The organism is Staphylococcus sp. HMSC063F05 (assembly GCF_001837075.1).
In the GTDB taxonomy this organism is placed as follows: domain Bacteria; phylum Bacillota; class Bacilli; order Staphylococcales; family Staphylococcaceae; genus Staphylococcus; species Staphylococcus epidermidis.
In genome coordinates this window covers 14,811-15,155 of the sequence record NZ_KV831360.1, presented here as the reverse complement: position 1 = coordinate 15,155, position 345 = coordinate 14,811, and the positions used below count along the sequence as shown (strand labels likewise).

Here is a 345-nt window from a genome sequence, read left to right as displayed (position 1 = left end):
GAAGGTCGGTGGTTCAAATCCGCCTCCCGCAATACATGTTTTATTAGGTCTCGTAGTGTAGCGGTTAACACGCCTGCCTGTCACGCAGGAGATCGCGGGTTCGATTCCCGTCGAGACCGCCATTACAATTATGGTTCAGTAGCTCAGTTGGTAGAGCAATGGATTGAAGCTCCATGTGTCGGCAGTTCGACTCTGTCCTGAACCATTCGCTATTTTTGGCGGTTGTGGCGAAGTGGTTAACGCATCGGATTGTGGTTCCGACACTCGAGGGTTCGATTCCCTTCAACCGCCCCATAATCGTATTTCATTAAGCGGGTGTAGTTTAATGGCAAAACCTCAGCCTTC

At 50.4% G+C, this 345-nt stretch carries 3 tRNA genes; all 3 read left to right on the top strand.

From position 1 onward, the window contains the following. The first annotated feature begins 46 nt into the window (after nucleotides 1-46). The 3 genes from HMPREF2576_RS09610 to HMPREF2576_RS09600 all read left to right on the top strand — a co-directional run bounded on the left by HMPREF2576_RS09610 (nucleotide 47) and on the right by HMPREF2576_RS09600 (nucleotide 294). Nucleotides 47-122 (top strand) — tRNA-Asp (locus HMPREF2576_RS09610). 10 nt (nucleotides 123-132) lie between these two features. Beyond that, nucleotides 133-205: transfer RNA gene (locus HMPREF2576_RS09605), tRNA-Phe, on the top strand. A 13-nt stretch (nucleotides 206-218) separates the two neighbouring features. After that, nucleotides 219-294: transfer RNA gene (locus tag HMPREF2576_RS09600), tRNA-His, on the top strand. Nucleotides 295-345: the final 51 nt, after the last annotated feature.